The organism is Mesorhizobium sp. P171375, assembly GCF_057786075.1.
In genome coordinates, this window is record NZ_JBYNWF010000001.1 from 6,615,368 (window position 1) to 6,636,456 (window position 21,089).

The 21,089-nt window shown below is 63.3% G+C and carries 23 protein-coding genes; 15 read left to right on the top strand and 8 right to left on the bottom strand.

Features of this window, described 5'->3' with window-relative positions; all coding sequences use genetic code 11:
• Positions 1–4: 4 nt before the first annotated feature.
• Together ACYHH6_RS32260 and ACYHH6_RS32265 are read right to left on the bottom strand one after the other, a co-directional pair.
• Positions 5–541, bottom strand: coding sequence for a tripartite tricarboxylate transporter TctB family protein (locus ACYHH6_RS32260; protein ID WP_352585765.1), 537 nt, complete (start codon positions 539–541; stop codon positions 5–7).
• Between the two features lie 241 nt (positions 542–782).
• A complete protein-coding gene (locus ACYHH6_RS32265; protein WP_352585763.1) occupies positions 783–1,760 on the bottom strand; it encodes a Bug family tripartite tricarboxylate transporter substrate binding protein in 978 nt (325 codons plus the stop codon).
• A 305-nt stretch (positions 1,761–2,065) separates the two neighbouring features.
• Here ACYHH6_RS32265 and ACYHH6_RS32270 point away from each other — a divergent pair, with 305 nt between their 5' ends.
• Positions 2,066–2,818 (top strand): IclR family transcriptional regulator, encoded by a 753-nt coding sequence (locus tag ACYHH6_RS32270; RefSeq protein ID WP_112562645.1) that lies wholly within the window; start codon positions 2,066–2,068, stop codon positions 2,816–2,818.
• A 336-nt stretch (positions 2,819–3,154) separates the two neighbouring features.
• Entirely contained in the window at positions 3,155–5,641 is a 2,487-nt protein-coding gene (locus ACYHH6_RS32275) for an EAL domain-containing protein (protein WP_352585760.1), read from the top strand.
• A gap of 25 nt (positions 5,642–5,666) precedes the next feature.
• Here the strand turns inward: ACYHH6_RS32275 and ACYHH6_RS32280 are convergent, their stop codons facing one another.
• Positions 5,667–6,767: an OmpA family protein gene (locus tag ACYHH6_RS32280; protein ID WP_352585759.1), complete on the bottom strand. Its 1,101-nt coding sequence runs from the start codon at positions 6,765–6,767 to the stop codon at positions 5,667–5,669.
• A 120-nt stretch (positions 6,768–6,887) separates the two neighbouring features.
• Positions 6,888–7,427, bottom strand: coding sequence for a GNAT family N-acetyltransferase (locus ACYHH6_RS32285; RefSeq protein ID WP_352585757.1), 540 nt, complete (start codon positions 7,425–7,427; stop codon positions 6,888–6,890).
• Between the two features lie 245 nt (positions 7,428–7,672).
• Between ACYHH6_RS32285 and ACYHH6_RS32290 the strand changes: the two genes are divergently transcribed.
• From ACYHH6_RS32290 to ACYHH6_RS32305, 4 genes are all read left to right on the top strand, one after another.
• Positions 7,673–8,128 (top strand): DUF2214 family protein, encoded by a 456-nt coding sequence (locus ACYHH6_RS32290; RefSeq protein WP_352585755.1) that lies wholly within the window; start codon positions 7,673–7,675, stop codon positions 8,126–8,128.
• Between the two features lie 179 nt (positions 8,129–8,307).
• Positions 8,308–9,285, top strand: a complete 978-nt coding sequence (locus ACYHH6_RS32295; RefSeq protein WP_352585754.1) for a tripartite tricarboxylate transporter substrate-binding protein — start codon at positions 8,308–8,310, stop codon at positions 9,283–9,285.
• 82 nt (positions 9,286–9,367) lie between these two features.
• Entirely contained in the window at positions 9,368–9,841 is a 474-nt protein-coding gene (locus ACYHH6_RS32300; protein ID WP_352585752.1) for a tripartite tricarboxylate transporter TctB family protein, read from the top strand.
• Positions 9,842–9,850: 9 nt separating this feature from the next.
• The gene (locus ACYHH6_RS32305) at positions 9,851–11,359 is read left to right on the top strand and encodes a tripartite tricarboxylate transporter permease (RefSeq protein ID WP_352585750.1); all 1,509 of its coding nucleotides are present in this window, start codon (positions 9,851–9,853) and stop codon (positions 11,357–11,359) included.
• Here the strand turns inward: ACYHH6_RS32305 and nth are convergent.
• The gene (gene nth, locus ACYHH6_RS32310) at positions 11,356–12,162 is read right to left on the bottom strand and encodes an endonuclease III (protein WP_352585748.1); all 807 of its coding nucleotides are present in this window, start codon (positions 12,160–12,162) and stop codon (positions 11,356–11,358) included. The genes ACYHH6_RS32305 and nth overlap by 4 nt on opposite strands.
• Before the next feature lie 22 nt (positions 12,163–12,184).
• Here nth and ACYHH6_RS32315 point away from each other — a divergent pair, with 22 nt between their 5' ends.
• Complete coding sequence (locus ACYHH6_RS32315) at positions 12,185–12,679, top strand: DUF2244 domain-containing protein (RefSeq protein WP_352585746.1); 495 nt, start codon at positions 12,185–12,187, stop codon at positions 12,677–12,679.
• A 9-nt stretch (positions 12,680–12,688) separates the two neighbouring features.
• On the opposite strand, the gene ACYHH6_RS32320 is transcribed toward ACYHH6_RS32315, so the two are convergent.
• Positions 12,689–13,504, bottom strand: a complete 816-nt coding sequence (locus ACYHH6_RS32320) for a class I SAM-dependent methyltransferase (RefSeq protein ID WP_352585744.1) — start codon at positions 13,502–13,504, stop codon at positions 12,689–12,691.
• Between the two features lie 115 nt (positions 13,505–13,619).
• Here ACYHH6_RS32320 and ACYHH6_RS32325 point away from each other — a divergent pair, with 115 nt between their 5' ends.
• The 6 genes from ACYHH6_RS32325 (at position 13,620) to ACYHH6_RS32350 (ending at position 18,629) form a co-directional block, all read left to right on the top strand.
• Complete coding sequence (locus ACYHH6_RS32325) at positions 13,620–14,525, top strand: methylated-DNA--[protein]-cysteine S-methyltransferase (RefSeq protein ID WP_352585742.1); 906 nt, start codon at positions 13,620–13,622, stop codon at positions 14,523–14,525.
• A 148-nt stretch (positions 14,526–14,673) separates the two neighbouring features.
• Positions 14,674–15,582, top strand: a complete 909-nt coding sequence (locus tag ACYHH6_RS32330; protein ID WP_352585740.1) for a ribokinase — start codon at positions 14,674–14,676, stop codon at positions 15,580–15,582.
• Complete coding sequence (locus ACYHH6_RS32335; protein ID WP_352585739.1) at positions 15,579–17,039, top strand: amidase; 1,461 nt, start codon at positions 15,579–15,581, stop codon at positions 17,037–17,039. The genes ACYHH6_RS32330 and ACYHH6_RS32335 overlap by 4 nt, the downstream gene beginning before the upstream one ends.
• Before the next feature lie 125 nt (positions 17,040–17,164).
• Positions 17,165–17,779 (top strand): LysE family translocator, encoded by a 615-nt coding sequence (locus tag ACYHH6_RS32340; RefSeq protein ID WP_352585737.1) that lies wholly within the window; start codon positions 17,165–17,167, stop codon positions 17,777–17,779.
• Positions 17,780–17,927: 148 nt separating this feature from the next.
• Positions 17,928–18,200 (top strand): hypothetical protein, encoded by a 273-nt coding sequence (locus ACYHH6_RS32345; protein ID WP_352585736.1) that lies wholly within the window; start codon positions 17,928–17,930, stop codon positions 18,198–18,200.
• A 57-nt stretch (positions 18,201–18,257) separates the two neighbouring features.
• Complete coding sequence (locus ACYHH6_RS32350) at positions 18,258–18,629, top strand: hypothetical protein (RefSeq protein WP_352585734.1); 372 nt, start codon at positions 18,258–18,260, stop codon at positions 18,627–18,629.
• A gap of 60 nt (positions 18,630–18,689) precedes the next feature.
• Here the strand turns inward: ACYHH6_RS32350 and ACYHH6_RS32355 are convergent, their stop codons facing one another.
• Entirely contained in the window at positions 18,690–19,631 is a 942-nt protein-coding gene (locus ACYHH6_RS32355; protein WP_352585732.1) for a nucleoside hydrolase, read from the bottom strand.
• Positions 19,632–19,774: 143 nt separating this feature from the next.
• On the opposite strand from ACYHH6_RS32355, the gene ACYHH6_RS32360 reads away from it, so the two are divergent.
• Entirely contained in the window at positions 19,775–20,200 is a 426-nt protein-coding gene (locus ACYHH6_RS32360; RefSeq protein WP_023770615.1) for an Hsp20 family protein, read from the top strand.
• Positions 20,201–20,265: 65 nt separating this feature from the next.
• Complete coding sequence (locus ACYHH6_RS32365) at positions 20,266–20,523, top strand: BQ00720 family protein (protein ID WP_352585730.1); 258 nt, start codon at positions 20,266–20,268, stop codon at positions 20,521–20,523.
• Between the two features lie 94 nt (positions 20,524–20,617).
• Here the strand turns inward: ACYHH6_RS32365 and ptsN are convergent, their stop codons facing one another.
• Entirely contained in the window at positions 20,618–21,082 is a 465-nt protein-coding gene (ptsN, locus tag ACYHH6_RS32370; RefSeq protein ID WP_006200387.1) for a PTS IIA-like nitrogen regulatory protein PtsN, read from the bottom strand.
• Positions 21,083–21,089 lie beyond the last annotated feature (7 nt).

Below are 21,089 nucleotides of genomic sequence, written 5' to 3' on the forward strand. Positions count from 1 at the left end.
GGCTTCAGCCCCTCAACGTGGTGACGATCGCGTCGATCACCGTGTTCAGCTGGTTTTCGATGAAGCCGGCGCCGATGTTGACGCCGAGCGCCCTGGCAAAGCCGAAATAGGCGGCCAGCGCCAGGATCAGACCAGTCAGCGCATCGCGCAGCGTGTGCTTGCTGCCGAAGCCGTAACAGACAAGCACGAACATGATGACGGAGGCGGCGGTGAAGCCGAGCGGCTGGATCAGCACCAGATTTGCGACCAGACCGGCAACGACGATGCCCATCGCCTTCCAGTCGGTCGGCGTTTCCTTTTCCTCCTGCGGCTGCCAGCCGCCGCGCACCGCGGCAAGGATGAGCAGCAGCGAAAGCACGATCATGCCGGTCATGGTGATGTAGGGAAAGACGGTCGGCCCGACCTTGGAATAGAGCGGCGATACCGGGATCGCCAGGGTCTGCCACGCCACGGCCGCGGCGCAGGCGAGAAGCCCGACGCCGATCAACAATTCGGGCATGGCAAGGCGCGGGGGCGCCGGCTGCTGGTCGCTGCTGCTCATCAATGTCCTCCCAATATGGCCGGCATCCTCCCGCCGGCCGCATCCGCAGTTTCACTCCCACCGCATGATATGTCCATGCTGCAGGCGAAAGTCGGAAAGGGGCGGCCCAAGCCTCCTTGAGACGCCGCCCCCCGGAGCAATTCCAGGAAAAGTGTGAAGCGGTTTTCCGTCCGGAATTGCGTTAAAACAAAAGTTAGAGCGGATCGCCGTTTCCGTGAAACGGTGAACCGCTCTATAGGTGTTAGGCGAGGCCGAGGTCCTTGAGGATCGCGGTGATGCGGGCGGTGTCGTCGGCGAGGAATTTGGCGTAGTCGTCGCCGGTCAGAAGGATGGGCGTCCAGTTGCGGTTCTTGCACTCGGTCGCCCAGGCGTCGCTCTTGGCCATGGTTTCGATCATCGTGACCATCGCCGCCTTGTCGGCATCGGAGACGCCGGGCGGTGCAAAGACGCCGCGCCAGTTGAACAATTCGACATCGATGCCGGCTTCCTTCATTGTCGGTGCGTCGATGCCGTCCTGGCGCTTGTCGGCGGAGATCGCCAGCAACCGAAGCGCGCCTGCCTTGATCTGCTCGGAGAACTCGCCGAAGCCGGAAATGCCAGCCGCAACCTGGTTGCCGAGCAGCGCCGACAGCGCCTCGCCGCCGCCGGCGAACGGTACGTAGGAGAGGTTGGTTGCCGGAACCCCGACCGTCTTTGCGATCAGGCCGAACAGGATGTGGTCGGAACCGCCGGCCGAGCCGCCGGCAACAGGAACCTTGGTCGGATCGGCTTTAAGCGCGGCGACGAAATCGCCGGCCGTCTTGAACGGCGAATCCGCCGGAACCACCAGCGCCTCGAACTCGCCGGTGAGGCGGGCGATCGGCGTCACTTCGGACAGGTTGTTGGCCGATTTGTTGGCGATGATGGCGCCGACCATGACCATGCCGGCCACCATCAGCGAATTGCCCTTGCCCTTCCACTGGCTGATGAATTGCGGCAGGCCGACCGTACCGCCGGCGCCACCGACATTGGTGATCTGCGAGCCGGAGATCAGTTTTTCACTGCGCAGCACCTGGTCGATGGTTCGCCCTGTCTGGTCCCAGCCGCCACCGGGAGCGGCCGGCACGAAAATCTGGATCTGCGGTGCATCCTGAGCGAAGGCGGGCCTCAAATGCGTTGCGACGAAACCGGCAGCGCCTGCGGCCGCGGTGCTCATCAAAAATCTGCGTCTGTTCAGCATGGGATTCCTCCAAATCACGACACCTCCTCCGGTGCCTGCCAGAAACGTAGCCTGAAAACAGACCCGCTCGGCAAAAATTCATGCCGATTTCGATACGTTCTGTCAACAGGAACGGCGTTCTACTAGACAGAACAAGAGATGTGCGGCACAATCGCTTCGGTCGGCCTAGAGCAATTCCAGGAAAAGTGTGATCGGTTTTCCCACAGGAATTGGGCAAAAACAAAGAGATAGAGTGGTTCGCCGTTCTGTGAAACGGCGAAACGCTCTAGTCCGAGCGAGTAAACTGGCATGAAACTGTCCGTGAGATGACCGAGGCGCGACCCCAGCCGTTACAGGCAGATGGCGTTGCCGCGCTCGATCGCGCGATCGCCATTCTCGACGCCTTCGCCACCGCCGACCGCTCGCTCAGCCTGGCCGAAATCGCGGCGCGGACCGGGCTCTACAAGAGCACCATATTGCGGCTGGCGAACTCGTTGCTGCGCGGGCAATTGCTGGAGCGGCTCGACGATGGCCGCTACCGCATCGGGCCAGCCACCTTCCGGCTCGGCGCGCTCTACCAGCGCTCGGTGGTGGCGGTCGACATACTGTTGCCGATCATGCGCGATCTCGCCGAGCGCAGCTGGGAAAGCGTGGCGTTCTATGTCCGCTCGGGCGACGCCCGCACCTGCCTCTACCGCGTCGAATCCAAGCATCCGATCCGCTATACGATCCGGGAAGGCGACCTGCTTCCATTGCTTTCCGGCTCGGGCGGCCGCGTGCTGGCGGCGTTTTCAGGCCAGCAGGGCGAGCCATACGAGACCATCCGCCAAACCTGCTACTACCTGTCGATCGGCGACCGCGACCCGGAGACGGCGGGCGTGTCGGCGCCGGTGTTCGGACCTGGGCACGTTCTGCTCGGCGCCTTGACACTCGCCGGTCCATCGACGCGTGTCGATACGGCCTTTCTGCGCCGCATGACGCCGGCTTTGCTGGAAGCAGCCGCCCGCGCCACCCGCGCTTTCGGCGAGGATGCCTCAGCCCTCGAACATGCAGGCGTGAAGGCAGGCAACCTCACCTAGTGCGGCCAAGCTCCGCAACGCGATCAAGCATGTGCGGTTTGCGTGGTGTTTCCACCCGCTCTTGCAAGCTCCCGATACCGAATGTATTCTTGTAATTTACTCGAATACAACCCAATTTTTGCAAAAGATTGTGCACCTGACTCCGCGCAAGCAAATTCTACAGAAATCGAACCAATCCGAAAGCAAGTATCCAAAGAATTTATTTGCTGTTAATGCCGGTAGGCTAGTCAGTCAATCGTCGCCGGATATAGGCGACATTGGAAGGGGGCGTCGCTTGGCCAGCATCTGGTCGGCAGGCAATTCGCAAGGAGCCATGGCTATACCCATGAGAGCTTGATGAGGCTGTCACCAACAGACACCAGTCCCCGTCTTCTCGGGCTGGTCTGGCCATTCATCCTCGTGGTTCTTGTCCAGGCCTTGGTTGCCAGCGGCAGCCTTTACACGCTCTCGGCGGTACGCGCCTATGTCGGCGGCGAGAGCCACTGGTCCAAGGGACAGAAGCAGGCCATTTATTTTCTCAGTCTCTATGCCGAAACCGGCAAGGAAGAATTCTTCAACGAGTATCGCGGAGCCATCGCTGTTCCGCTCGCCGATCGTTCGGCTCGACTTGCCCTCGAGCAGCCCGAACCCGACATCAGCGCCGCCCGCGCCGGCTTCCTGCAAGGCGGCAACCACCCCGACGATCTGACGGGATTGATCTGGCTGTTCCAGAACTTCCGCGAGGTGAGCTATCTCGACGTTGCCATCCAGCATTGGACGGCCGCTGACAGAATGATTCTTGAAATCGATCGGCTCGGCAACACGATCCACCAAGGATTTTTGGAAGGGGCAGTTTCGGCTGCGCAAATCAGCACCTGGAAAGCCCAAATCCATCAACTCAACCATCTGATCGGTCCCCTTTCCAAGGCCTTCTCCGACAGCCTCGGCGAGGGATCCCGTTTCATCAAGATGGTGCTGACGCTCGCCAACCTGGCTACCGCCGCCTTGCTCATCCTGCTCGCCGTGTGGCGCACCCGCAAACTGCTGGCGCAGCGCCGGGCTTTCCAATCCGCCCTCAATGCCGAACGCGAGCGCGCCCAGATCACCCTCGCCTCGATCGGCCAGGCTGTCATCAGCACGCAAGCGGACGGACTGGTGGACTACATGAACCCCGTCGCCGAGCGGCTGCTGGCACACTCGCTCCACATGGCCAGGGGCAAGCCGATCGCCTCGCTGTTCCGCTTGCTGGACAAGGACACCGGTGTCGAGGAACTCGGGTTGGCGGAACGCCTGCTGGCTGGCGAGCCACGTCGCCCCAACGTCCGCCCGCAACTGCTGCAGCGCGCGGACGGCTCGGTCATTCCCGTGGCGCTGACCGGCGCGCCACTGCTCATTTCCGGCCATGTGGTTGGCGCAGTGCTGGCTTTCCACGACATGACGCGCGAACAGGACTACATCGAGCGGCTCTCCTGGCAGGCCTCGCATGACGCGCTGACCGGACTTGCCAACCGCCACGACTTCGAAAGCCGGCTGGAGTCGGAAATTGCCGAATTGCGTCACAAGCCCCGTCAGCACGCGCTGATGTACCTGGATCTAGATCAGTTCAAGCTTGTCAACGATACGTGTGGTCATGCGGCCGGCGATCAGTTGCTGCGGCAGATTTCCATGCTCCTCGGCAATGCGCTGCGGCCGGGCGACATGCTAGCGCGGCTGGGTGGCGACGAGTTCGGCGTTCTGCTGTTCGATTGCAGCCTGGATCTCGCTGTCGACATCGCCGAACGCCTGCGTGCAACGGTGCAGGACCTGCATTTCACCTGGGAAGCCAGGCCTTTCAACAGCAGCGTCAGCATCGGCATGGTTCAGATCACCAATGCCGAAATCACGCTTGAGGAGACCCTGCGGGCTGCGGATGTCGCCTGTTACATGGCCAAGGAAAAAGGCCGCAACCGGGTTCAGCTGCACAGCGATAGCGATGTCGCCTTGCGCGAACGCTTCGGCGAGATGGCCTGGGTTCAGCGCCTGCATGCCGCGCTGGAAGAAAACCGCTTTACGCTTCATGCCCAGGAGATCTGGCCGCTGAACGAGGCGGCCGCCGAAGCCGGCGCGCATATCGAGATCTTGCTGCGGCTGACCGACGAGGACGGTCTCGTCGTCTCGCCTGCCAGCTTCATTCCGGCGGCCGAGCGCTATGGGTTGATGCCGTCGATCGACCGTTGGGTCGTGCGCAACACCTTCGGCGTCCTGGCGGCGCGCCTCGCCGATCCAACGGCCTCTCCCATCACCACTTGTGCCATCAATCTTTCCGGCGCCAGCTTCGGCGACGAGACCTTCCTCGGCTTCCTGCGCGAGCAGTTTCTTGCCCATGGCATTCCGCCGAAAATGATTTGTCTGGAGATCACGGAGACCAGCGCCATCGCCGATCTCGCCAATGCCATGCGCTTCATTGCCGATCTGCGCGGCTTGGGTTGCCGCTTCGCCCTCGACGATTTCGGCTCCGGCATGTCGTCCTTCGCCTACCTGAAACACCTGCCCGTCGACTATCTGAAAATCGACGGCAGCTTCGTCAAGGACATGCTGGAGGATCGGATCGACCGTGCCATGGTCGAGATGATCCATCATATCGGCAAGGTGATGGGCAAGCGCACCATTGCCGAATTCGTCGAAAGCGACGGCATCATCGCGGCACTGAAGACCATCGGCGTCGACTATGCGCAAGGCTATGCGATAGCCAGGCCGCAACGTTTCAACGCCTCCATGACGCTGCTGCATCCAGCGGGGCCAGCAAAGGGGAGGGACAAAGATCGTTGGAACGGCCTTGCGCGAAAATTGCGCAAGGCCGGATGACAAGAAAAGCCGTCGCCGGACTTCGTCAGTTCGCCTTGACCAGCACCACGCGCCGGTTCTTGGCGCGGCCGGTTTCGTCGTCATTGCTGGCGACGGGCGCCATCATGCCGGCGCCGGCGGCAGTCAGCCGCCCGCCGTCAATGCCGTATTTAGAGACAAGCGCCGCCTTCACCGACTGCGCCCGCCGCGACGACAGGTCGATATTGTAGTCGAAAGCGCCCTGATTGTCGGTGTGGCCGACGACGATCACCGCCATGCCGGGCTCGTTGGTCAAAAGCGTCGAGATCTCCTTCAGCGTCGGCTCCGATTCCGGCTTGATGTCAGACTTGTCGGTGTCGAAGAAGATGCCGTAGAGCGAGATCGAGCCGGTGGTGGAGAGCGAATCCGCCATCTTGGCGGCCTCGACGACCACCATCTTCTTGTCGCGCGCCTTCGGCTCCAGCACCTGGACGACGGCGATGGTGCGGCCGTTTAGTTCCTTGCAGTAGAGGTCATCGATCAGCGAGTAGGCCTGCACCGTGACATAGGCGTCGCCGCCATCCTGCGGCACCTTGGCTGAGAAGAAGCGCTGGTCGTTGATGCCCGTGGTTACTGCACAGGCGCCATTGGAAAACGCCGCGTACTTGATATCGCTTTCATGGAAGAAATACATCATCAAGCTCATGTCGCCGCCACCGCCGCTCGACGACCGGTCGGCAGCGCCGCCGCACTCTTCCTTCTTGCATTCGAACAGGACTTCGCCGCCGGCGGCCTCGATCACATCCTGATAGTTGCGCAGCACTTCGAGCGGCGAGCGCTCGGCCGGCAGCACATAGGCGATGCGGGTCAGCGCACCCTCGACCTCGGCCTTCTTGTCCGGTGCATAGATGCGATTGTTCATCGTATCGCGCGCGTCCGCATCGGCACTCGGCTTCAGCGGCGACAGCGGCACGGTGAAATCGGTATAGGCGAATTTTTCGTAGGAGACGATGAATGACCCCTCATAGCGCTTGGCCAGATGATTGTCGGCGGCACCCTCGATGTCGGCGGTCGGCACCGTCGCATCGGCGCCAGCCAGCCGCACGGTCGCAAAGATGAGCAGCCCGGCCCAGAAAAGCTTTGCAAGTATCGCATTGATCGTACGCATGGTCAGCCTCCCCCAAAGAGCAATTCCAGGAAAAGTGTGAGCGGTTTTCCCACAGGAACTGCGTAGCTAGATCAGGATGGCAATTTTTGCAGAACGAGGCAATTGCGTCGATGAAGTGCTTCACACCCGCCGTTCGAGCAGGATTGTCGGCCCATCGTGATAGGTGGTTTCCAGCACTTTGGTGTAGCCGCACTTTGCCGCGACGTTCAGCGAGCCGGTGTTTTCCGGATCGATGATGCAGACGGTTCTGGCGCCGGCAAAGGTTTCGTCGCCCCAGGCCAGCGCCCGCCTGACGACTTCGCTGGCAAAACCCTTGCCATGCGCCTGCGGCGCCAGCGCCCAGCCGGCTTCCGGAATGCCCTCGAGCGACGGCTCGATATCGCGCTTGAGATCGTGGAACCCGGCCTCGCCGATGAAACGCCCGCTGGCCTTGTCCTCGATCGCCCAGAAGCCGTAGCCGAGCAGCGACCACAAGCCGGCGTGCCTGAGGAATCGCATCCAGCTTTCCTCGCGCGTCCGCGGCTTGCCGCTGATGAAGCGGGTGGTGACGGGATTGGCCCACATGACGGCATAGTCGTCGAAATCATCGATCCGGTGCGCCCGCAGGATGGTCCGCTCCGTCTCGAGAACCGGGACGCCGGCAACTTTTGGATTGCCCATGAAACTCTGCCTCCGTTGACGGTCGTCGCTTAACAGACCAACGCTCGCCAACAAGGGCCAAGGCGGATCATCGTACGGCCAGCGAAACCATCTCGATCAATCAAGCTAGGGTCAGGATGTGGCGTCAATGACACTGATGACTGGACAGGAAGCAGCCTGCCTCTGGGAATTCTGCCGAACGATGCTACCTTCCGCGACCGGTCCGGTGAGGGCCGGACTCGACACCGCCAACGGAGGAGCGCGCCATGGACACCACGGACCTTGTGCTTGCCATTTTCCATCACCTGCTGGTGCTCTCGCTGGCCGGCATCATCGGCGCCGAATTTGTCCTGATCCTCGGCGACCTCTCCGCCGCCACGCTCAAACGGCTTGCCGGCATTGACCGCCACTATGGCATCATCGCCAGTCTGATCATCATCATCGGCATCGGCCGCGTCATCTTTGGCCTGAAGGGCTGGGAGTTCTACGTCTACAACTGGGTGTTCTGGGCCAAGATCTCGGCGTTCGCCATTGTCGGCATGCTGTCGATCATCCCGACCATCCGCTTCATCTCCTGGAACCGGCAGGCCAGCGGCAGTCCCGGCTTTCAGGTGCCGGCGGCGGAGCTCGCCTCGGTGAAGACCTATGTGCGCGCCGAAGCCTTCATCTTCCTGCTGATCCCGGTCTTTGCAGCGGCCATGGCGCGCGGCTACGGTTATTGAAGCAACGCCAACACGAAACCGCATCGCCGCCGGGCATACTCCCCACCGATCGCCATGCTTGCGGACGACTGTATTTTGCAGTTTGCGTCAGGCGACAATCTGTTAGCCTGCCAATGTTGCACATCGCTGGCGGGTTCCGGGCAACGGTTGGAAATTGATATCCTGGGAGGAGAATTACGATGAGGAAATTCGTTACCGCCCTGGCCGCCGCCGCGGCCGTCACGCTTTATTCGTTCACCGCCGGCGCACAGACCTATCCCGAGCGCACCATCACCGTCGTCGTGCCGTTTGCAGCCGGCGGTCCGACCGATACGGTCACGCGCCTTGTCGCCGAAGCCATGTCGAAGGATCTCGGCCAGCAGATCATCGTCGAGAATGTCGGCGGCGCCGGCGGCACGCTGGGCGCCGGCCGCGTCGCCAACGCCGATCCGGACGGCTACACGCTGCTCCTCCATCACATCGGCATGGCGACAAGCGCCACACTCTACAGGAAGCTCGCCTACGACACGCTGAACGCCTTCGAATATGTCGGCCTCGTCACCGAGGTGCCGATGGCCATCGTCGCCCGCAAGGATTTGGAGCCGACCGATCTCAAAGGGCTGGTCGAATACGCCAAGGCCAACAAGGACTCCATCACCGTCGCCAATGCCGGCATCGGGGCGGCCTCGCATCTGTGCGGCATGCTGTTCATGAGCGCCATCGGCACGCCGCTGGTCACCGTGCCCTACAAGGGCACCGGCCCGGCCATGACCGACCTTCTCGGCGGTCAGGTCGATATCATGTGCGACCAGACCACCAACACCACCAAGCAGATCCAGGGCGGTACCATCAAGGCCTATGCCGTCACCACGCCGGAACGCCTCGATGTCATGAAGGACGTCCCGACGACGATCGAAGGTGGCCTGCCCGCAGTGCAGGTCGGCATCTGGCACGGCCTATATGCGCCGAAAGGCACGCCGGCCGCGATCACCGACCGGCTGTCGAAGTCGCTCCAGGTGGCGCTGAAGGACCCCAACGTCATCGCCCGCTTCGCCGAACTCGGCACCAAGCCGTCACCCGAAGCCGATGCGACGCCGGCGGCGCTGAAGGCCAAGCTGGAGGGCGAGATCACACGCTGGAAGCCGATCATCGAAGCCGCCGGCCAGTACGCCGACTGAGGGCTTGAACGGGGGCGCTTCCGGCGCCTCGTTTTCGCTTCGGTTTTCACATTTGCAACGGCAGGCCCCTGGGAGGACCGTCATGAAACCTTTCGCAATCGACAGGACAAACGGCCTGTGCGCCGCGCTGTTCATCTTTTTCGGTGCCTTTTTCGCGATACAGTCGCTCGGCCTTGAGATCGGCACCGCCTTCCGCATGGGACCGGGCTATTTCCCGCTGGTGCTGGCGATCGTGCTGATCGTGCTCGGCGCCATCATCCTCGTCCAGGCGGTGCGCGTCGAAGGTGAACCGATCGGCCCCATTGCCTGGCGCGGCATGCTGTTCATCCTGCCGGCGCCGATCTTCTTCGGCCTGACGGTGCGCGGGCTCGGCTTCGTCCCGTCGATCTTCCTGACGGCGCTGATCGCCTCCTTTGCCAGCGGCCGTATGAAGCCGCTGACCGCGCTTGTGCTGTCAGCCGCACTGACGCTGTTTTCGGTGCTCGTCTTCAGCTACGCGCTCGGGCTGCCGTTCCAGCGCTTCGGCCCCTGGCTGCCCCAATGGCCGGCATTGTGAGGTGATGAGATGGACCTGCTCAAAAACCTCGAACTCGGCTTCTCAACGGCGACAACGCCGGCCAATCTCGGTTTCTGCCTGATCGGCGTTCTGCTCGGCACGCTGATCGGCGTCCTGCCCGGCATTGGCGCCACGGCAACCATCGCCATGCTGTTGCCGATCACCTTCCAGATCGGCGACCCGGTCTCCTCGCTGATCATGCTTGCCGGCATTTACTACGGCGCCCAGTATGGCGGCTCGACCACCGCCATCCTCATCAACATGCCCGGCGAATCCTCCTCGGCTGTGACCGCGATCGACGGCTACCAGATGGCCCGCAACGGCCGCGCCGGGGCGGCGCTCGCGATCGCCGCGATCGGTTCGTTCTTCGCCGGCACGGTGTCGACCTTCCTCGTCGCCGTCTTTGCCCCGCCGCTGACGGCAATCGCCCTGCAATTCGGCGCGGCGGAGTATTTTTCACTGATGATCGTCGGCCTCGTCTCGTCCGTCGCGCTCGCCCACGGCTCGATCGTCAAGGCGCTGGCGATGGTCGTGCTCGGCCTGCTGCTCGGCATCGTCGGCACCGACATCTACACCGGCACGCCGCGCTTCACGCTCGGAATCCGCGAGTATGCCGACGGGCTGAACTTTGTCGCGGTGGCGGTCGGCGTCTTCGGCGTCGCCGAGATCCTGCGCAACCTCGAAAACGAGCATGAGCGCTCGGTGCTGATCAAAAAGGTGTCCGGCCTGATGCCGACCCGCGACGACTTCAAGGCCATGGCGGCACCCATCGTGCGCGGCACCATCATCGGTTCGGCGCTCGGCATCCTGCCCGGCGGCGGCGCGGTGCTTGCCGCCTTTGCCTCCTACACGGTCGAAAAGCGCGTCTCGAAACACCCGGAGGAATTCGGCAAGGGCGCGATCGCCGGCGTCGCCGGGCCGGAATCAGCCAACAATGCCGGCGCCCAGACGTCCTTCATCCCGATGCTGACGCTGGGCATTCCGGCCAACCCGGTCATGGCGCTGATGATCGGCGCCATGATCATCCAGGGCATCGTGCCCGGTCCCAATGTCGCGACTGAGCAGCCGGCACTGTTCTGGGGCATCATCGCCTCGATGTGGATCGGCAATCTGATGCTGATCGTGCTGAACCTGCCGCTGATCGGGCTTTGGGTGAAGCTGCTGACGATCCCCTATTACGTGCTGTTCCCGATCATCATGGCGTTCTGCTCGATCGGCGTTTACAGCGTCAACACCAACGCCTTCGATCTGCATGCCGTCGCCTTCTTCGGCCTGCTCGGCTACGTCCTGACCAAGCTGCGCTGCGAACCCGCACCCCTGCTGCTCGGCTTCGTGCTCGGCCCGTTGCTGGAGGAAAACCTGCGCCGCGCCATGATCCTGTCGCGCGGCGACCCCTCGACCTTCGTGACCCGGCCGATCAGCGCCGGCCTGCTGCTCGTGGCATTGGCCGTGCTCGTCGTCGTCTTCCTGCCCTCGGTCAAGAAGAAGCGCGAAGAGGTGTTCGTGGAGGAGAACTAGTTATCCGGAACGTCGGAGGCGCCGAGCGCCGCGATCTCCACCAGCGGCGCCGGTACATCGGTGGTCTTCTCCGCCGCCTTGCAGATATCGGCGATGACGCAGGCCGGGCAATCCGGCTTGCGCGCCTTGCAGACATAGCGGCCATGCAGGATCAGCCAGTGATGCGCATGGCGCATATATTCGTCCGGAATGATCCGCAGCAGCCCCTGCTCGACCTGCTCAGGCGTCTTGCCCGGCGCCAGGCCGAGCCGGTTGCCGATGCGAAAAATGTGGGTGTCGACCGCCATCGTGTGCTGGCCGAACGCCATGTTGAGCACGACATTGGCGGTCTTGCGTCCGACCCCCGGCAGCTTGACCAACTCATCCCTGTCGCCGGGCACCTCGCCGCCATAGTCGCGGATCAGCGCCTCCGACAGCGCAATCACGTTCTTGGCCTTGTTGCGCCAGAGCCCGATGGTTCTGATGTATTCGCCCGCCTTGGCCTCGCCCAGCGCCAGCATCTCGTGCGGCGTGTCGGCGACCTTGAACAGCGCCCGCGTCGCCTTGTTGACGCCGGCATCGGTCGCCTGCGCCGACAGCACCACCGCCACCAGCAGCGTGAAGGCGTTGACGTGCTCGAGTTCGCCCTTCGGCTCGGGCCGCTGCACCGAAAACCGTCGGAAGATCTCATGCACTTCGGCAGCGCTGTAGAGCGAACGAACCCTTGCCGGCCGTGGCCGCGGCTTCGCGTTCGAGCCGTCGCGCCGGCCTGGTGGCAGTTCACTTTTGGGCATGGAAGAATCTTTGGACTTGGGGCTAGCCATTTCCCTCCTATAATATCCCGCCATGAGCGACACAAACGCCTCGTTTCAGGCTGACGAGCCCTTCTTTCACGCATTGTTGACCCCACACCGGTCGCTGGGAAGGACGGGCTTCCTGATCCTGATGGGCGCGCTGCTGTTGGGCTGGGTGGTGACCGGGGCGTTTTTCCTGTCGCGCGGCGCCTGGCCGGTGTTCGGCTTCTTCGGGCTCGACGTGATCGCCGTCTACATCGCCTTCCGCGCCAATTACCGCGCCGCCCGCGCCCGCGAGGAGGTCTCGGTGTCGCGCACCAGCCTCGACATCCGCAAGACCGCGCCCTCGGGCAAATCGGAGGCGCATCGCTTCAACCCGTTCTGGGCGCGCTTTTCCGTCGCCCGCCACGCCGAGATCGGTATCACCAGGATGGCAGTTGAAGCACAGGGGCAGAATGTGCCGATCGGCTCGTTCCTGGATCCAGACTCCCGCGAAAGTTTTGCCACCGCGTTCTCGCGCGCTCTTGCGACCGCTAAAACGCGCTGAAGCGGCGCCTCAGAAACGGAAGCGCAGAATCCTGCCGACCTTGCGCAGTGCGGGAATGTGTCTCCAGAGCACGATGAACAGTTTCGCGGACCAGCCCATGTGAGTGGTGCGTTCGGCGCTGTAGGCCGAGATGTCATCGACGAAGCGCAGCTTCGGAACGGCGCGCTCCAGTTCGTGCGGGTCGTCGATCGCCCAGTGGACCTCGGCGCCGGTCGCCCTGATGGTCGGATTGAGGCGAAGCATCTTCAGGCCGAATCGGCTGTAGGCGTCGAACATCAGCTCGCCGCCGGCAAGATGCGAGACGAGACGCGACAACAGGCGCGGCCCTTCCTCGGCCGGGAGATAGGGCGTCAGCCCCTCCATCACCACGACGGCCGGGCGATTGCGTGGCACTTGCGTCAGCCAGTCCGGTTCGGTCACCGAAGAGCCGACCAGGTGATAGAGCTCCCGGGACGGGTAGAGCTTGCGCCGTAGCGCGATGACATCGGGATAGTCGACATCGAACCACTCCACGCCGTCAGGCGGATCGACACGGAAGATGCGCGTGTCGAGCCCGCAGCCGAGATGCAGCACGATGGCGCAGGGATTTCTGGCGACGAAGTCCTGCACACGGACGTCGAACGTCCTGGCCCGGATCGCCAGGCCGATGCCGAGATTGGTGTCGACCTTGAGGCGCGAAAAATCATAGTCGATCTTGCGCACGGCCTCGTCGGCGAAGCGATCCCCGAGCAGTGACTGCGGCAGCCGGCTCTCCAGCGCCTTGCCGTAGAGCGTCATCAGCAAGGTCTCCCTTGCCCCGGTCAGATTTACCTTTTCGCCGGCCATCGGCATCTCGCGCTTGGGAATGCACTGTCTATTTGTGAATGGTCGGCGACAAGGCAAGTTTCGGGTGGTTGTAAAGGGCGCAAAGACCGATATTCGCGGTCAAGGAGGTATTGCCATGAACGCCCAGATGACCATGAATACGCAGATGAAGCCGACAGCGATCCTGCAGAACGACATCACCCCCGAAGGCAGCGACTACGAGGTCGTGCGCCGCGCCATCGAGAAGATCAGCCTCGACTATCGCGACCAGCCCTCGCTGGAAGCTTTGGCAGCCGATGTCGGCGAGACGCCGACCGGCCTGCAAAAGCTGTTCACCCGCTGGGCTGGCCTGTCGCCGAAAGCCTTCCTGCAGGCGGTCACCCTCGACCATGCGCGCAAGCTGCTCGATTCCGGCATGCCGCTCTTGGAAACATCGTTCGAGCTTGGCATGTCCGGCCCTGGCCGGCTGCATGATCTCTTCGTCACCCATGAAGCGATGTCGCCGGGCGATTACAAGACGCGCGGCGCCGGGCTGACTATCCGCTACGGCTACCACATCTCGCCCTTCGGCATTGCCCTCATCATGGTCACCGAACGCGGCCTTGCGGGGCTCGCCTTCAACGATCCGGGCGGCGAGCGGGCGGCCTTCGCCGACATGTCGGGCCGTTGGCCGAACGCGACCTATGTCGAGGACATGAGCGCCACCCAACCCTATGCCGCGCGCATCTTCGATCCGACGCTGTGGCGCGCCGACCAGCCGCTGCGCGTGGTGATGATCGGCACCGACTTCCAGCTGCGTGTCTGGGACGCGCTGCTCAGGATCCCGATGGGCAGGGCCTGCACCTACTCCTCGATCGCCGCCGGGATCGGCGCGCCGAAGGCGAGCCGTGCGGTCGGCGCGGCAGTCGGCGCCAACCCGCTGTCCTTCGTCGTGCCGTGCCACCGGGCGATCGGCAAGTCCGGCGCGCTGACCGGCTACCATTGGGGTCTGACGCGCAAACGCGCCATCCTCGGTTGGGAAGCGGGCCAGACCGCTTCCTGAAGCACCCGCATCAAACAACACCGGCGAAAACCCTTCGCCGGTGTTTTTCTTTTTGCGAGCCTCGGAAGTCGAGCAAAACATCCGCACGCTCTGGCAAGCCGCCGGCTTACAGGTTAGCTTCCCGCGCATTCCCGCAGGAGGCCTTTTCTTGATCATCGTTGTCGGCTCGATCAACCTCGACCTCATCGCCAATGTCGACCGCTTGCCTTCGCCGGGTGAAACGGTCCGCGGCTCCGGTTTCACCACCGCGCCCGGCGGCAAGGGCGCCAACCAGGCGCTGGCCGCGGCGCGCGCCGGCGCCAAGGTGCGCATGGTCGGGGCCGTCGGCAAGGACAACTTCGCCACCGAGGCGCAGGCGCTGCTTGTCGCGGGCAAGGTCGATCTGTCGGGCGTCGGCCAGAGCTTCGCTTCCACCGGCACGGCGCTGATCCTGGTCGGCGCCGACGGCGAGAACGTGATCGCCGTGGTGCCGGGCGCCAATGATTCGGTGCTGCCCGGCGATCTCGCCAAAGCTTTCCTTGGTAAGGGCGACGTCGTTCTGCTGCAGCACGAAATCCCGCTGCAGACGGTCGATGCAGCGCTTGACGCCGCCCGCGCCGCCGGCGCGATCACCTTGCTCAACACCGCGCCCTTCCGCGGCGACGCGGCTTCCTTTCTCGGCAAGGCCGACTACGCCGTTGCCAACGAAACCGAATTCGACCTTTACGGCGAGGCGCTGTCGCTGAAAGGCCGCGACCGCGCGGCGCGCATGCGCGACTTCGCCGGCAAGACCGGCCGCACCATTGTCGTCACGCTCGGCGGCGACGGCGTGCTGGCCGCGACCCCGGACGATTTCCTGACCGTGCCGGCGCTCAAGATCACCCCGGTCGATACGGTCGGCGCCGGCGACACGTTTTGCGGCTATCTTGCGGCCGGGCTGGCGTCCAACCTGCCGCTCGACCAGGCTCTCACCCGTGCCGCCGCCGCAGGCTCCCTGGCCTGCCTGAAGCCCGGCGCCCAGCCGGCGATCCCGCTGGCGGCGGATGTCGATGCCGCCCTGCGTAACGCCGCCGGATGACAGTGATGCGCCCTGCCACGAAGCATGCAGTGCCACCGGCCGGCGATATTTGCCGCCTTTCCGCCATCGACCTTGCCGAGGCGATCAGGCTTCGTCGCCTGTCCGTGCGCGACGTAGTCACGGCCTTCCTCGACCGTATCGAGGCGGTGAACCCGCTGGTCAACGCCATCGTGTCGCTGCGCGAGCGCGCAGACATTTTGCGCGAGGCCGACGCGGCTGACGCGCATCTGGCGCAGGGCGGACAGACCGGCTCCCTGTTCGGCCTGCCGATGGCGATAAAAGACCTCGCCATGACCAGCGGCTTAAGAACCAGTTCCGGCTCACCGATCTTCGCCGATTTCGTGCCGCAGGAAGATGATTTCTTCGTCGAGCGCATCCGCAAGGCCGGCGCCATCATCATCGGCAAGACCAACGTTCCCGAATTTGGCTTGGGGTCCAACACCTATAACAACGTGTTCGGCCCGACGTTGAACGCTTTCGATCCGGCGCTCACCGCCGGCGGCTCGAGCGGCGGCGCCGCGGTCGCCCTTGCGCTGGACATGGTGCCTGTCGCCGACGGCAGCGATTTCGGCGGCTCGCTGCGCAATCCGGCCGCCTGGAACAATGTCTATGGCTTCCGCCCGTCGCAGGGCCTTGTCCCCGGTGGACCGGACGTCGAAGTCTTTCATGCCCAGATGGGCGTCGACGGGCCGATGGGCCGTAATGTGCGTGACATGGCGCTGCTGCTCGATGTGCAGGCGGGCTATCACCCGCACGCGCCACTGTCATGGGACAAGCCTGGCTCCTTCCTCGAAGGGTTGGCAACGCCGGCAAAGGGCGGCCGCATCGGCTGGCTCGGCGACCTCGGCGGTCACCTGCCGACAGAGCCCGGTATCCTCGATCTGTGCGAATCAGCCCTCGGCCGCTTCGCGGAGGCATCCTTCGTGAGCGAGCCCTTGCTGCCGGATGTCGATTTCGAAGCGCTGTGGCAGGCCTTCGTGACACTGCGCCAGGCGAGCAGTGGCTCGGCGCTGAAAGTCCATTATGACGACCCGCACAAACGCGCCCTGCTGAAGCCAGAAGCCGTCTGGGAGGTAGAGAACGCCATGCGGCTGACGGCGCCGCAGGTCCGCGCGGCGTCGGTTGTCCGCACCTCCTGGCACCGCACGCTGCTGTCGCTGTTCGAGCGCTTCGATCTCATCGCGCTGCCGACGGCGCAGGTCTTTCCTTTCGAGGTCGGCATCCACTGGCCGCAGGAGGTCGCCGGACGCGCGATGGACAGCTACCACCGGTGGATGCAGGTTTCGGCCTTCGCCACACTGGGTGGCTGTCCGGCGCTCAACGTGCCGGTCGGCTTCGACGCCGCGGGCAGGCCGATGGGCATGCAGCTGGTCGGCCGGCCGCGCGGCGATCTCGCCGTGCTCAGGGCCGGCGCGGCCTATGAGGCGACGCTGCCGTGGCAGGCCGGAGCCTCCTGATGTCAACCCGCGGCTGCCGGCGACCTCTCCTGCCGGCTTGCACCGGCGTCGCCGGCGTGCATTGATCAGGCCCTGCCGCGCCCGCGCGAGGCGCTTTCTGTTGAGGAAATCCCCGAGGAATCCCAATGTCGCTGGAACTCTACGCCGCCTATGTCCTTGCCTGCATCGTCATCATCCTGGTGCCCGGCCCGACCGTGACGCTGATCATCGCCAACAGCATCCGCCACGGCGCGCGCGCCGGGCTCGCCAATGTCGCCGGCACGCAGGCCGGGCTTGCCGTGATGATCGCCATTGTCGGCATCGGCCTCAACACGCTGATATCGGGCATGGGCCACTGGTTCGAATGGGTGCGCCTGATCGGCGCCGCCTACCTGATCTGGATGGGCGTGCAGATGTTCCGCGCCAAGGGCACGCTGAACGCCGACGGCACCGCCAGGAAGCCGCGCGGCGGCTTCTTCCTGCAGGGCTTGGCTGTGGCGCTGAGCAACCCCAAGACGCTGGTCTTCTTCGGCGCCTTCTTCCCGCAGTTCATCGCCCCTCAGGGCAATTACACGCTGCAGATCGTCGTCATGGGCCTCACCGCCATGATCTTCGCCGCCGTCTCGGATTCGACCTACGCGCTCGCCGCCAGCCGTGCCGGCCGCCTGCTCTCGGCCAACCGCATCAAACTGATGTCGAGGATCAGCGGCAGTTTTTTGGTCGGCGGCGGCCTGTGGTTGGCCTTTTCGAAGGCGAAGTAACGGCAGTCAGAAGCCAAGACGCAAACCACAATCTCCTGAATAGGTAGGCCGATTGAAAGTCGGCCTCCTGTCCACTACATGAATAGGCAGTTGGGGATTCATGCCGGTGCCGTGGGCTGTTGCTGACATTAAAAGGAATGCGCCTGGCGTGATCCTGATCGTTGCCGTATTTGCGGCGCTTTTCGCCATGGATCCGCACAAATGGGCGAATGACGCCAGCCCGATTCGCTCGGCTGAGCCAATCGATGCAACGGTCAAAAGTGTCCAATTGGATCACGGCCGCGGCATCTATCTGGTGTCTGCCGAGGACGGCTCGTCTTTTCTTGTAGAAGACGAACGCCCGCATCTGATCGGCGCTCACGCAAACATTGAGCTCGTCACGCGCGAGAATGGCTCGACCTTCTACAGGTTCGCAAATTGAACGACCGCCGGTCACGATACCGATGAAACACAGCGTCCCTGCTGTCAGGTGATACACATGGCCAAGGCTCGCCATTCCCTTGCCTGGATGACCGTGCAGGAGAACCTCAGGGGCATTCTCATCACCATTCTTGTCGTGGGCGTTTGCGCGCTGGCGATCGGCATTCCGATTGCAAGGCGAAGCAGTCCGATCGTCGATGTCGAGCGCCTGACCGGTACAGTGGTCAACGTTCTCAACGCTCCTGCAAGTCCCCAAGTCGCGATCGGCAGCGGGTTCCGCTACTTGTATGGAATTCGCCTCGATGAAAATGACGGCCTGGTGTTTGCCTATGACAACACGACAGTGCCGAGAGCCATTGGCTCCAAGGTTTCGATCGAGCGGCAGCATCGCCGCAACGATACCGAAACATACCGCCTGCTGCGTGAATAGGCGCACAGGTAACGCCCAGAGGCGCCAGGCCCCTGGGCGAACATCTGCGTCAAGGCAGGCTTAAAGCCGCGCCAACCGCTCCACCAGCAGCGCGAAAAACGCGTCATGGTCGATGTCGCGCATCACCATGGCGTTCCTCGGCCGCTTGGTCACGCCCCACCAGTCGATCACGGTCATGCCCATGGTGAGTTCGGAGGCCGTTTCCACGGTGACGTTGCACTTGCGGCCCTTGAACAGGTCCGGCTTCAACAGATAGGCAATGACGCAGGGGTCGTGCAGTGGCCCGCCATCGGTGCCGTATTTCTCCTCGTCGAAGCGCTCGAAGAATTCCAGCATCTCGGCCGTCGCCGTGCCGACCCTGGTGCCGAGCTTGCGGATGGCCTGCGTGCGCTTGGCCGTGGTCAGCGCCTTGTGGGTAACGTCGAGCGGCATCATGACGATCGGAATGCCGGATTTGAACACCAGGTCGGCGGCCTGCGGGTCGACATAGATGTTGAACTCGGCGGTCGGTGTGACATTACCGCCCTCGAAGAAACCGCCGCCCATCAGCACGATTTCCTTGATGCGCGGCGCGATCTTCGGCTCGCGGATCAGCGCCAGCGCGACATTGGTGAGCGGGCCGAGTGCGCACAGCGTGATCGTGCCGGCCTCTTCCTTCATCAACGTCTCGACGATGAAATCGACCGCATACTGGTGCTGCAGCTTCATCTTCGGGTCGGGCAGTTGCGGGCCGTTGAGGCCGGTCTTGCCATGCACTTCCTCGGCGGTGACGAGTTCGCGCGCCAGCGGGCGGATGGCGCCGGCATAGACCTTGATATCGGGGCGACCGGCCAGTTCGCAGATTTTTCTGGCGTTCTTCTCGGTCAATTTCAGCGGCACGTTGCCGGCAACAGCGGTGATGCCGACGACCTCCAGCTCGGCGCTGCCGAGCGCCAGCAATATGGCGACGGCATCGTCCTGGCCGGGATCCGTGTCGATGATGATCTTGCAGGTTTGGGGCATTTCATTTCCTTATGCGGGGGAGTCTTTTGGCGGGGGTTTTAGACGGCTTGAACTTCGCCGCGGCGCGGACCATATCAAGACCATCGGGAAAAATGCCATCCGGGTTTTTCCAGTTTATGTCGCTCCAAAGAGGACAGTGTAACATGAGCCGAATGACGCCCTTCTCCAGCCCGCTTCTCCTGGGTTTCGATGCCATGGAAAAGACCCTGGAACGATTGGCGAAATCCGGTGACAGCTATCCTCCCTACAACATCGAGCGCCTCAGCGGTGCCGACGGCAACGCCGAAAGGCTGCGCATTACGCTCGCTGTGGCGGGATTCGCCGAAAGCGATCTCGATGTCACCACGGAGGAAAACCAGCTGGTCGTGCGCGGCCGTCAGACCGACGACACCGAGCGCGAATTCCTCCACCGCGGCATCGCCGCGCGCCAGTTCCAGCGCTGTTTCGTGCTGGCCGACGGCATGCGGGTGATCGCAGCGGAACTGAAGAACGGCCTTTTGTCGATCGATCTCGATCGCCCGGAGTCCGAACGGCTGGTACGGAAAATAAATATATCGGTGAAAGACTGATCTTTACCGATGGCTCTCATGCGGGATGGCCTTGAGCGGCGTCCACGCGCCAAGGAGGCTTTGAAATGACCAGAACTGACGAAACCATCACCATGACCAGCGGCGAATTCGCCCATCTCGGCGAAGGCTCGGTCGCTTACCTCCGCAAGCTCTCGAGCGAAGAATTGCTCGGCCGCTTCCCCAATCTCGGCGAAATCGCGCCCGGCATGGTCCTGTGGGCCCTGTTTGCCGCCAACGGCCAGCCGATCCTGCTTTCCGATGCGAAAGACCGGGCTCTGGCCGGCGCCATGGAAAACGACCTGACCACTGTCGCTATTCACTAAGGCGCACCGTCGCCATTCACTATGGCGATTGTCAGGATCGGAAATGCAAAGGGCCGCCTTTGGCGGCCCCTGGACGACTTAATCCCCGAAGACTTCAGGCCGCGTGAGAGGCCTGCGTGTCCGACAGCAGCGCGTGGATGGCGACCGCATCGCGCGTGCCCCTGATCTTGGCCACCGTGTCAGCGTCACGCAACACCCTTGCGATGCGCGACAGCGCCTTGAGGTGATCGGCGCCGGCGCCTTCCGGGGCCAGCAGCAAAAACACCAGATCGACCGGCTGGTCGTCCAGCGCCTCGAAATCGACCGGCGTCTCCAGCCGGGCAAAGACGCCGGCGATGCGCTTGACCCCGGCGAGCTTGCCGTGCGGAATGGCGATGCCGTTGCCGACGCCGGTGGAGCCCAGCCGTTCGCGCTGCAGGATGGTGTCGAACACTTCGCGCTCCGGAATGCCGGAAATCGCCGCCGCTCTCTCGGACAGCAATTGCAGAAGCTGCTTTTTGGAGTTCGCCTTCAACGCCGGCATGATCGCCGGAACGTTGATAAGATCGCTCAGATCCATGCTTGAA

Bases quoted from the DNA above. Each gene is read 5' to 3' on its own strand.
- ACYHH6_RS32300 (WP_352585752.1), top strand. From the start codon at position 9,368: ATGAAACCTTTCGCAATCGACAGGACAAACGGCCTGTGCGCCGCGCTG.
- ACYHH6_RS32280 (WP_352585759.1), bottom strand. From the start codon at position 6,767: ATGCGTACGATCAATGCGATACTTGCAAAGCTTTTCTGGGCCGGGCTG.
- ACYHH6_RS32340 (WP_352585737.1), top strand. From the start codon at position 17,165: ATGTCGCTGGAACTCTACGCCGCCTATGTCCTTGCCTGCATCGTCATC.
- ACYHH6_RS32285 (WP_352585757.1), bottom strand. From the start codon at position 7,427: ATGGGCAATCCAAAAGTTGCCGGCGTCCCGGTTCTCGAGACGGAGCGG.
- ACYHH6_RS32355 (WP_352585732.1), bottom strand. From the start codon at position 19,631: ATGCCCCAAACCTGCAAGATCATCATCGACACGGATCCCGGCCAGGAC.
- ACYHH6_RS32360 (WP_023770615.1), top strand. From the start codon at position 19,775: ATGAGCCGAATGACGCCCTTCTCCAGCCCGCTTCTCCTGGGTTTCGAT.
- ACYHH6_RS32275 (WP_352585760.1), top strand. From the start codon at position 3,155: ATGAGGCTGTCACCAACAGACACCAGTCCCCGTCTTCTCGGGCTGGTC.
- ACYHH6_RS32305 (WP_352585750.1), top strand. From the start codon at position 9,851: ATGGACCTGCTCAAAAACCTCGAACTCGGCTTCTCAACGGCGACAACG.
- ACYHH6_RS32270 (WP_112562645.1), top strand. From the start codon at position 2,066: ATGACCGAGGCGCGACCCCAGCCGTTACAGGCAGATGGCGTTGCCGCG.
- ptsN (WP_006200387.1), bottom strand. From the start codon at position 21,082: ATGGATCTGAGCGATCTTATCAACGTTCCGGCGATCATGCCGGCGTTG.
- ACYHH6_RS32350 (WP_352585734.1), top strand. From the start codon at position 18,258: ATGGCCAAGGCTCGCCATTCCCTTGCCTGGATGACCGTGCAGGAGAAC.
- ACYHH6_RS32320 (WP_352585744.1), bottom strand. From the start codon at position 13,504: ATGGCCGGCGAAAAGGTAAATCTGACCGGGGCAAGGGAGACCTTGCTG.
- ACYHH6_RS32260 (WP_352585765.1), bottom strand. From the start codon at position 541: ATGAGCAGCAGCGACCAGCAGCCGGCGCCCCCGCGCCTTGCCATGCCC.
- ACYHH6_RS32365 (WP_352585730.1), top strand. From the start codon at position 20,266: ATGACCAGAACTGACGAAACCATCACCATGACCAGCGGCGAATTCGCC.
- ACYHH6_RS32325 (WP_352585742.1), top strand. From the start codon at position 13,620: ATGAACGCCCAGATGACCATGAATACGCAGATGAAGCCGACAGCGATC.
- ACYHH6_RS32335 (WP_352585739.1), top strand. From the start codon at position 15,579: ATGACAGTGATGCGCCCTGCCACGAAGCATGCAGTGCCACCGGCCGGC.
- ACYHH6_RS32290 (WP_352585755.1), top strand. From the start codon at position 7,673: ATGGACACCACGGACCTTGTGCTTGCCATTTTCCATCACCTGCTGGTG.
- ACYHH6_RS32315 (WP_352585746.1), top strand. From the start codon at position 12,185: ATGAGCGACACAAACGCCTCGTTTCAGGCTGACGAGCCCTTCTTTCAC.
- ACYHH6_RS32295 (WP_352585754.1), top strand. From the start codon at position 8,308: ATGAGGAAATTCGTTACCGCCCTGGCCGCCGCCGCGGCCGTCACGCTT.
- ACYHH6_RS32265 (WP_352585763.1), bottom strand. From the start codon at position 1,760: ATGCTGAACAGACGCAGATTTTTGATGAGCACCGCGGCCGCAGGCGCT.
- nth (WP_352585748.1), bottom strand. From the start codon at position 12,162: ATGGCTAGCCCCAAGTCCAAAGATTCTTCCATGCCCAAAAGTGAACTG.